Origin of the sequence: Rhodobacter capsulatus (assembly GCF_052363175.1) — a bacterium.
GTDB lineage: Bacteria > Pseudomonadota > Alphaproteobacteria > Rhodobacterales > Rhodobacteraceae > Rhodobacter > Rhodobacter capsulatus_D.
Map to the genome: position 1 here is coordinate 3,776,245 of NZ_CP198946.1, position 8,756 is coordinate 3,785,000.

The 8,756-nt window shown below is 65.0% G+C and carries 5 protein-coding genes, 1 tRNA gene and 2 rRNA genes (1 of these 8 running past the window's edge); 4 read left to right on the forward strand and 4 right to left on the reverse strand.

Annotated features, from left to right (window positions below):
- Positions 1–14 precede the first annotated feature (14 nt).
- The gene (locus ACTTAI_RS19630; protein ID WP_444453264.1) at positions 15–3,980 is read left to right on the forward strand and encodes a baseplate multidomain protein megatron; all 3,966 of its coding nucleotides are present in this window, start codon (positions 15–17) and stop codon (positions 3,978–3,980) included.
- Between the two features lie 11 nt (positions 3,981–3,991).
- Complete coding sequence (locus tag ACTTAI_RS19635; RefSeq protein ID WP_444453265.1) at positions 3,992–5,914, forward strand: DUF2793 domain-containing protein; 1,923 nt, start codon at positions 3,992–3,994, stop codon at positions 5,912–5,914.
- 53 nt (positions 5,915–5,967) lie between these two features.
- Here ACTTAI_RS19635 and ACTTAI_RS19640 read toward each other — a convergent pair whose 3' ends face one another.
- Positions 5,968–6,690, reverse strand: a complete 723-nt coding sequence (locus tag ACTTAI_RS19640) for a hypothetical protein (protein WP_444455811.1) — start codon at positions 6,688–6,690, stop codon at positions 5,968–5,970.
- Between the two features lie 171 nt (positions 6,691–6,861).
- Here ACTTAI_RS19640 and ACTTAI_RS19645 point away from each other — a divergent pair, with 171 nt between their 5' ends.
- Both ACTTAI_RS19645 and ACTTAI_RS19650 read left to right on the forward strand, forming a co-directional pair.
- Complete coding sequence (locus tag ACTTAI_RS19645; RefSeq protein ID WP_444453267.1) at positions 6,862–7,116, forward strand: ribbon-helix-helix domain-containing protein; 255 nt, start codon at positions 6,862–6,864, stop codon at positions 7,114–7,116.
- A 3-nt stretch (positions 7,117–7,119) separates the two neighbouring features.
- Complete coding sequence (locus ACTTAI_RS19650; protein WP_444453269.1) at positions 7,120–7,431, forward strand: type II toxin-antitoxin system RelE/ParE family toxin; 312 nt, start codon at positions 7,120–7,122, stop codon at positions 7,429–7,431.
- 136 nt (positions 7,432–7,567) lie between these two features.
- On the opposite strand, the gene ACTTAI_RS19655 is transcribed toward ACTTAI_RS19650, so the two are convergent.
- The 3 genes from ACTTAI_RS19655 to ACTTAI_RS19665 form a co-directional block, all read right to left on the reverse strand.
- A tRNA-Met gene (locus ACTTAI_RS19655) sits at positions 7,568–7,644 on the reverse strand.
- A 75-nt stretch (positions 7,645–7,719) separates the two neighbouring features.
- A 5S ribosomal RNA gene (gene rrf / locus ACTTAI_RS19660) occupies positions 7,720–7,834 on the reverse strand.
- A 149-nt stretch (positions 7,835–7,983) separates the two neighbouring features.
- Positions 7,984–8,756 (reverse strand): 23S ribosomal RNA (locus tag ACTTAI_RS19665); it runs 2,047 nt beyond the window's last position.

Below are 8,756 nucleotides of genomic sequence, written 5' to 3' on the forward strand. Positions count from 1 at the left end.
ACTGAGACCCTCACATGGCAACGCTTGTCCTCGGCGCCGTCGGCTCCGCCATTGGCGGGGCTTTCGGCGGCACCATCCTTGGCCTTTCCGGCGCCGTCATCGGCGGCTTTGTCGGCTCGACCGTGGGTTCGGTCGTCGACAGCTGGATCGTCTCCTCGCTCGCGCCCGCGCAACGGATCGAGGGTCAGCGGCTCGACACGCTGCGCATCACCGCCTCCACCGAGGGCGCCGTGATCCCGCGCCTTTACGGCCGCATGCGGATCGGCGGCAACATCATCTGGGCTACGGATTTCCGCGAGGAGACGAAGACCACCACGCAAGGTGGCGGCAAGGGCGGTGGCGGCGGCAAGGTCAAGACCACCGAGTATCTGTACTATGCGTCCTTTGCCGTGGCGCTCTGCGAAGGCGCGATCACCGGCATCGGTCGGATCTGGGCTGATGGCAAACCGCTCGACATGACCGGGATCACCTGGCGCTGGTATCCCGGCGACGAGAGCCAGACCGCCGATCCGTTCATCGCCGCGAAGATGGGCGCGGCCAACACCCCGGCTTATCGCGGGACGGCCTATGTGGTCTTCGAGGAACTCCCGCTTGCGGCCTATGGCAATCGCCTGCCGCAGCTCAGCTTCGAGGTGTTCCGACCCTTGGCCGACCCCGACACCGCCGAGGGTCTGGTCAAAGCCGTCACCCTGATCCCGGCCTCGGGCGAGTTCACCTATGCGACCGAGGCGATCCGCAAGGGCGAGACCGGGGCGCAAGTGCCCGAGAACCTGAACGCGGTTTCCGACACCGCCGACGTGGTGGTGGCGCTCGACCGGCTTCAGGCTATGGCGCCTGCGGTCGAGAGCGTCAGCCTCGTCGTCGCGTGGTTCGGCAATGACCTGCGCGCGGGGAACTGCGAGATTAAGCCGGGCGTCGAGGTGGCCACCAAGACCACGAGCCCCAAGGTCTGGACGGTCAACGGTGTGTCCCGCGCCGCAGCCCATCTCGTAAGCCGGGATGCCGAGGATCGGCCGGTCTATGGCGGCACGCCCGCCGACTTCGCCGTGGTGCAGGCGATCCGGGAGATGAAAGCGCGCGGGCTGCGCGTCACCTTCTATCCGTTCCTGCTGATGGATGTGCCGCCCGGCAACACGCTGCCCGATCCGTATTCCGACAACGCCGCAACGCTCGGCCAACCGAGCTTCCCCTGGCGCGGACGCATCACCTGCTCCCCGGCCGCAGGTTCCGCGGAAACCGTGGACAAAACAGCCGCCGCAACCACACAGGTCTCGGCCTTCTTCGGCACGGCCACCCCGGCGCAGTTCGCGGTGTCGGGCGAGACCATCACCTTCACCGGCGCGCCAGGCGATTGGGGCCTGCGCCGGATGGTACTGCATTACGCCCATCTCTGCGCCGCTGCGGGCGGGGTCGATGCCTTCCTGATCGGCTCGGAGATGCGCGGGTTGACCACGATCCGTTCGGGCGCCAACACCTATCCGGCTGTCACCTCCTTCAAGACTCTTGCGGCGGACGTGCGGTCCATCCTCGGGGCGGGCACCAAGATCGGCTACGCCGCCGACTGGTCGGAGTATTTCGGCCACCAGCCCTCTGACGGCACGGCGGACGTCTATTTCCACCTCGATCCGCTCTGGTCGGACGCCAACATCGACTTCATCGGCATCGACAATTACATGTCGCTCTCGGATTGGCGGGATGGGTTTGACCATGCCGATGCCCTCCAAGGCTGGCCCGCGATCTACGACCGGGGCTACCTGCAGGCCAACATCGCGGGCGGAGAGGGCTTTGACTGGTTCTATGCCAGCGCGGCGGATCGTTCGGCTCAGATCCGGACGCCGATCACCGACGGAGCCGCGGGCAAGCCGTGGGTCTTCCGCTTCAAGGATCTCCGCGCCTGGTGGTCGAACCCGCATGTCAACCGCCCGAGTGGGGTCGAGAGCGGGACGCCGACGTCCTGGGTGCCGCAGTCGAAGCCAATCTGGTTTACCGAACTCGGCTGCCCGGCTATCGACCGGGGCACGAACCAACCCAACGTCTTCTTCGACCCGAAGTCGTCCGAGAGCGCCACGCCGCATTTTTCTCGCGGCTGGCGCGACGATGCCATCCAGCGCGCCTATCTCGAAGCGAGCTATCTCTGGTGGGGAACACCGGAGCACAATCCGGTGTCGGCGATCTACGGCGAACGGATGGTCCATGTTCCCGAATGCGCTGCCTGGACCTGGGACGCGCGGCCCTATCCGTTCTTTCCCGAACTGACCGGCGTCTGGACCGATGGCGCGAACTGGCGGCTCGGCCACTGGCTGACTGGGCGGCTCGGCGCGGTCTCGCTCGCCGCGCTTGTGCGCCATCTCTGCAAGCGCGCTGGGCTCGCGGAAAGCCTGATCGACGTCTCGGGCCTCTGGGGCGCGGTCGAGGGCTATGCGATCGGGGCCCTCGAAAGCCCGCGCGCCTCGATTTCCACGCTGGCACGGCATTTCGGGTTCGATGCGATTGAGACGGAGGGCGTCATCCGCTTTGTCATGCGCGGCCGGGCATCCAGTCTCACCCTCGCGGTCGATGATCTGGTTGCCAGCCGCGAGGGCGAGGCCTTCGAACTCACCCGAGCACAGGAGACCGAACTGCCGCAGGCCCTGAAGTGGCAGGTTGCGCGCGCCGACGAAGATTACGACGCGGCACAGGTCGAGGCCCGGCGCATCACCGTCGACACCACCCGCATCGCCTCGGAAAGCTTCCCGATGGCAGTCCCGCCCGAGGAGGCCAAACGCCGCTGCCGCCGCGCACTGATGGAGGCCTGGATCGGCCGGGAAAGCGCCACCTTCCGCCTGCCGCCCTCGCAACTGGCGCTGGACCCGGCCGACGTGATCCGCCTCGCACATGACGGCCGCGAGATGGAATTCCGCCTCACCTCCATAGCCGATGCCGAAGCGCGGGGCATCGAGGCGGTGCGCCAGGACCGTGCCGCCTATGACCTGCCGCCCGGCGATCCCCGGCCCGCGAATGTTGCGAGCCCCGTCGTCTTCGGCACACCGGACGTGGTCATACTGGATCTGCCGCAGATCAGCGAGGATGTGGCCGCGCATCGCCCCTGGATCGCCGGTCATGCCAGCCCCTGGCCGGGCGAGATCGCGGTGTTCCGCAGCGCCTCGACAGACGGGTTCAACCTCCTGACGACCTTCGGCAGTCGGGCGCGGATCGGCGCGCTGGCATTCGATTTCTTCCCCGGTCCGACGTCACGCTTCGATCTTGGCAACGCGCTGGTGATCGATCTGCAGTCGGGAACGCTGGAGAGCGTGACGGATGTAGCCCTGTTCGGCGGGGCCAATGCCCTGGCGATCGAGACCGCAGTTGGCGTCTGGGAGATCGTCCAGGCGGGTGCGGCCGAGCTGATCGCCCCCGGCCGCTATCGCCTGACCCGCCTCCTGCGCGGCCAGCGCGGGACGGAACACGCGATGGGCAACCCGACCCCGGCCGGTGCGCGCGTGGTGGTGCTCGACGCGGCGCTGACATCTCTGCCGATCGCCGAGGCTGACCTTGGCCTGCCCTGGAACTGGCGTGTGGGCACCGCCGCGCGCGCGGTGAGCGACGATAGCTACACCGCGCTGGGCTTCACGCCCGAAGGTCGGGGCCTCATGCCCTTTGCTCCGGTGCGTGTCGAACAGCCATGGCGAGCGGCACGCAGCCCGGGCGATCTGACGATCCGTTGGACACGCCGATCCCGTGCGCTGGTCGCAGATGCCTGGGAACAGGTCGAAGTGCCCTTGGCCGAAGACCTGGAAAGCTACGACGTCCAGATCCTCGACGGGGCTGCGGTCAAGCGCACGCTGACGAGCACCACGACTTCCGCCCTCTACACCGCCGCGCAGCAGATCAACGACTGGGGCACGCTGCTCGGCCCCGGTCAGACGCTGGCGCTACGCATCTACCAGCTTTCGAACCGCCTCGGCCGCGGCACGCCCGCGTCTGTGACCCTCCAGTTCTGACGGGATTTCCCATGTCCGACACATCGACCCATCTGGGCCTGCCGTATCTTCTGGCAGCCCAAGCCCAGAAGCATGTCACCCACAACGAGGCGCTGCGGCTGCTCGATGCCATGGTGCAGCTCTCGGTCCTCGACCGGACGCGCACCGCGCCACCCGCGAGCCCAGCTGACGGCAATCGGCATCTTGTGGCCTCCGGAGCGACCGGCCTCTGGGCCGGGTGGGATCTGAACATCGCCTTCTGGGTCGACGGCGCGTGGATCCGGTTGGTGCCGCGCACCGGCTGGCTGGTCTGGGTCGCGGCCGAGGGCCTGTTCCTCGTCTGGACGGGCGCGGCCTGGGAGGTTGTGGGTGAACCCCGTGACGTCTCGGACGCCGTCTTCAACCTGGTGAACGATGCCGATCCGACGAAGAAGGCGACCTTTTCGCTGGCGGGAATCGCAACGGGCACCACGCGCAGCTTCACCCTGCCCAACACCTCCTCGGAGCTGGCGATCCTCGCCGGAACCCAGACCTTCACCGGCAACAAGACGTTTTCGGGGACGCTGACAGCATCCGGAACCGTTACGGTCTCTGCGGCCAGCGCCTCGATCGGCACGGCCACGACCACCGCCACCTACGGCATGGGCACCGGGGCGACGACAACGGGCGTCACCAAGACCTTGAACCTCGGCACCGGCGGCGCCTCCGGATCAACCACGGTCGTCAACATCGGCTCTGCCACGGCTGGCGCAGGTGGCACGACCGTCATCAACACGCCCACGGTCACCTTCGCCAATGCCGTGACGCAGGTGGGCATGCCGCAGGCCAATCTCACCGCGCAGCTCTTGGGCCTCGGCGGGGCGACCGCGGACAGCACCAACCGGCTCTCGGTCAACACACCCGCGGTGTTACTGAACAATGCAGGCGCAGGGATCGAGGCGACCGTGAATAAGGCGGCACCGGCAAATGATGCCGCTTTCGCCTTTAAGACCGGATTCTCAGCCCGCGCGCTGATTGGCTTGCTCGGCAACGATGACTTCAGCGTAAAGGTCAGTCCGGATGGCTCGGCCTTCTTCGATGCCCTGAAGATTGACCGCACCAGCGGCCAAGTGGAACTGCCTCAGCCCACGGTCCTGCCCGGGCTGTCCGCCGCGCCATCCCCGCCGCCCACCGGCAAGGCTACCGTTTATGCCCGTAACCGCGCAGGCGCCCCATGGATCGACGTCATGCGCCCCTCGGGACGGGATTTCCCGCTGCAGCCGCACTTCGGCGTCAACCGGATCGCCAGCTGGTCGCCCTCGACAAGCACCACGATCACCACCGAGGGGCTGCCGCTTACCTCGGTCGGCACCGTTTCGCATCCGACATTGGCATCGACGAACCTCGCTGCCTCGATGCGCCGCTGGAGGCTGACCTCGGCGGCCGTTGCGGATTCGGTCGCGGACCAGCGTTCCGCAGGCTGGGCCTGCTGGCGTGGCAACGCGGCGGGCCTCGGCGGTTGGACCTTCGTGACGCGGATTTCGCTCACGACCCTGCAGGCGACGGGCATGGGGTTCTTTGGCCTCTATGGATCGACGGCCGCTCTCGCCACCACGCTGACGCTCGCCACCGCCATCACCTGCATCGGCATCGGTTTCCAGCGCGGGACGCACACCCGCTGGCAGATGGTGACGAATGATGCATCGGGGGCGCCGACGCTGACGGACATGGGCGCGAGCTTTGGCATCGCCACGGGTGGGGTGTTGACCCTGTTCATTGCCGCCGCGCCGAATGGCAGCTCGGTCTGGGTGCGGGCGGTCGACGAGGTGTCAGGCGCGGTCTTCGAGCAGGAGATCACCGCGGACCTGCCCGCGAACACGCAATTCCTCTCGCCGCGGCTATTCCTGAACACCGGCGTCTCGGCCGCCGCCGTCGCCTATGACTGCGCCGGGGTCTATCTGGAAACCGATTACTGAGGCCCGTCTTGCAGGTCCGACCGGCGCCCCCTGCACTCGTGGCGAAGCAAAAGTCACTGCACCAGAACCGGCCGGAGCATCTTATCAGTGTGGAGTTTCAGCGCGGCGCGCCAGAGGGGCGTCTTGAAGACCTCGCGCGTGGTGCTGCCGTACTGCGCCTCACGCGGTTGCATCAGAAGGCCCGCCCATTCGAGCGGACGCAGCACGCAAGCGGAGAAGGCGGCCATGTCGCGCCAACCGGGCGTGTCCCAATCCTGCTCTTCGCCATAGAAGGCGGCAAAGAGCTTGCGCTCGGTCGTGCCAAGGTTCGCCTCGACATTGATGACATTCATCCAGACGTCCCATGTGCCGAAGGGGCGCTCGTCGAAACGCGCGTAGGAGGCGTGGTCGATCTCGAAGAGATAATAGGGGATCAGCGCGGCGAAGAGCTGCCCCGGGGCCTGCGCCAAATCTGCCCCGCGCTTGGTCACCCGGAATTTGCCCTTGTAATGCCGACCGAGGCGCAGGCCTATCAGCAGAGCATGCAGCACCTCGAGCGGCGGGAACTCGAATTCGTTGATCACCTTGTTATAGCGGAACATCTCCTCGGCGCTTTTTCCGGGCCAGTTGAAGGCCTCGACCGCCCAATGCACAAAGACCCGCTTGAAGGCATTCGATTTCGTCAGACCGATGGCGCCGTGCTCTTGCGCGTACCGCAAGGTCAGCAACGCTGCGCGCAGCAAGGGGGAATGCGCGAGGTCGGGATGGTCGTCAGGCAGCGGGCGGAATGCGATCATGGGGCGATGCTGCCACAGCGGTGGAGCCGAGGCCAGATGCGAGACGGCGCCTGGCGCGAGGAAGATGTCTGCGGCTGCGTGCAACTCGACCTCGCGCTGCGCGCGACGCGAAGCCAATCTTGCACGCGTGTTCATTCTTGCGTATCTTGAAGACAGCAGACGGAGGTCCCCATGTCCCAGACCACGACGATGACGGTCCGCATCAGCGGCGCACTGAGCGAGTTCGTGGCGTCGAACGTGGGCGAGAACGGGGCCTACGAGAACATCAGCGAATACGTCCGCGACTTGATCCGGCGCGACAAGGAACGGGTGGAGCGTGAGGCATTTGATCGCCTGAAGGCTGAACTGACGCGCGCCTTCGCAGCGCCTGAGGAAAGCTATCGCCCGTTGACAGCTGCCGAGGTGATCGCCCGGAACCGGGGCTGACACGTGGCCATTCGCGTCCAGGAGGCCGCATCGCTGCGGCTTGACGAGATCTACCGGTACACGCGCGACCGCTGGGGCGCCGAACAGGCGGATCGGTACATCACCGAGCTCTTCGCGGCGTTCGACCAGATCGAAAGCCATGGCGTCGCATCGCGGCCCATCCCGGCCGAGTTCGGGGTCGAAGGCTTCTACTTCCGGCACGCGCATCATTTCGTGTACTGGCGGCGGCTGTCGAACGGGGACGTCGGCATCGTGGCGATCCTGCACGAGCGGATGCACCAGATGGACCGGTTTCGGGATGATCTCCCGAAGTGACGGATGCCTCTGGCGACGATTATCTGACCCCTTGATGGGGGGCTCGTAAAACGTTGACCAGGTGTTGACAAGAATTCCAAAAGCAAAAGCCCGACGCTTTGCGTCGGGTTCTAAGCATCTGATATATCGAGGATTTTGGTTGCGGGGGCAGGATTTGAACCTGCGGCCTTCAGGTTATGAGCCTGACGAGCTACCGGGCTGCTCCACCCCGCGCCATTTCCCCGAGGGCGATATTTTGCGATCGGGAGTATTTGTCATCGAGTATGAGAGAACATGGCTTCTTTCTAGGTTTGGCGGTGACCTACTCTCCCACGTCTTGAGACGCAGTACCATCGGCGTGTTGGCCCTTAACGGCCGAGTTCGGGATGGGATCGGGTGTTTAGCCAACGCTATGACCACCAAACCGAGGAAGAAGCCATCTGTCCAAGTCAAGTTTCACATCAGAAGCGCACCTGCCGCGACTGCGGCCTCCGGCATTGCGCGGCGCGGAGCGTTCTTCTTACTAACCTCGTGTATACTTGCTTTTGATCATGAGCCTTGCTGCTACTGGATCAAATCAAGCCAATCGGGCAATTAGTACCGGTCAACTGAATGCATTGCTGCACTTACATCTCCGGCCTATCGACGTGGTGGTCTTCCACGGCCCTCAAGGGATACCTGGTTTTGAGGGGGGCTTCACGCTTAGATGCCTTCAGCGTTTATCCTGTCCGTTCATAGCTACCCAGCACTACCGTTGGCACGATAACTGGTCCACCAGTGGAACGTTCACCCCGGTCCTCTCGTACTAGGGGCAACTCCTCTCAAGTATCCTACACCCACGGCAGATAGGGACCGAACTGTCTCACGACGTTCTAAACCCAGCTCACGTACCTCTTTAAATGGCGAACAGCCATACCCTTGGGACCTGCTCCAGCCCCAGGATGAGATGAGCCGACATCGAGGTGCCAAACGATGCCGTCGATATGGACTCTTGGGCATCATCAGCCTGTTATCCCCAGAGTACCTTTTATCCGTTGAGCGATGGCCCTCCCACTTGGGACCACCGGATCACTATGACCGACTTTCGTCTCTGCTCGACTTGTCAGTCTTGCAGTCAGGCAGGCTTTTGCCATTGCACTCAACGACCGATTTCCGACCGGTCTGAGCCTACCTTCGCGCGCCTCCGTTACGATTTGGGAGGCGACCGCCCCAGTCAAACTCCCCACCATGCAGGGTCCCGGACCCGGATAACGGGCCGCGGTTAGACATCAAGAGTGCGAAGGGTGGTATCTCAAGGAGCCTCCACCGAAACTGGCGTCTCGGTTTCAAAGGCTACCACCTATCCT

Bases quoted from the DNA above. Each gene is read 5' to 3' on its own strand.
- ACTTAI_RS19630 (WP_444453264.1), top strand. From the start codon at position 15: ATGGCAACGCTTGTCCTCGGCGCCGTCGGCTCCGCCATTGGCGGGGCT.
- ACTTAI_RS19635 (WP_444453265.1), top strand. From the start codon at position 3,992: ATGTCCGACACATCGACCCATCTGGGCCTGCCGTATCTTCTGGCAGCC.
- ACTTAI_RS19640 (WP_444455811.1), bottom strand. From the start codon at position 6,690: ATGATCGCATTCCGCCCGCTGCCTGACGACCATCCCGACCTCGCGCAT.
- ACTTAI_RS19645 (WP_444453267.1), top strand. From the start codon at position 6,862: ATGTCCCAGACCACGACGATGACGGTCCGCATCAGCGGCGCACTGAGC.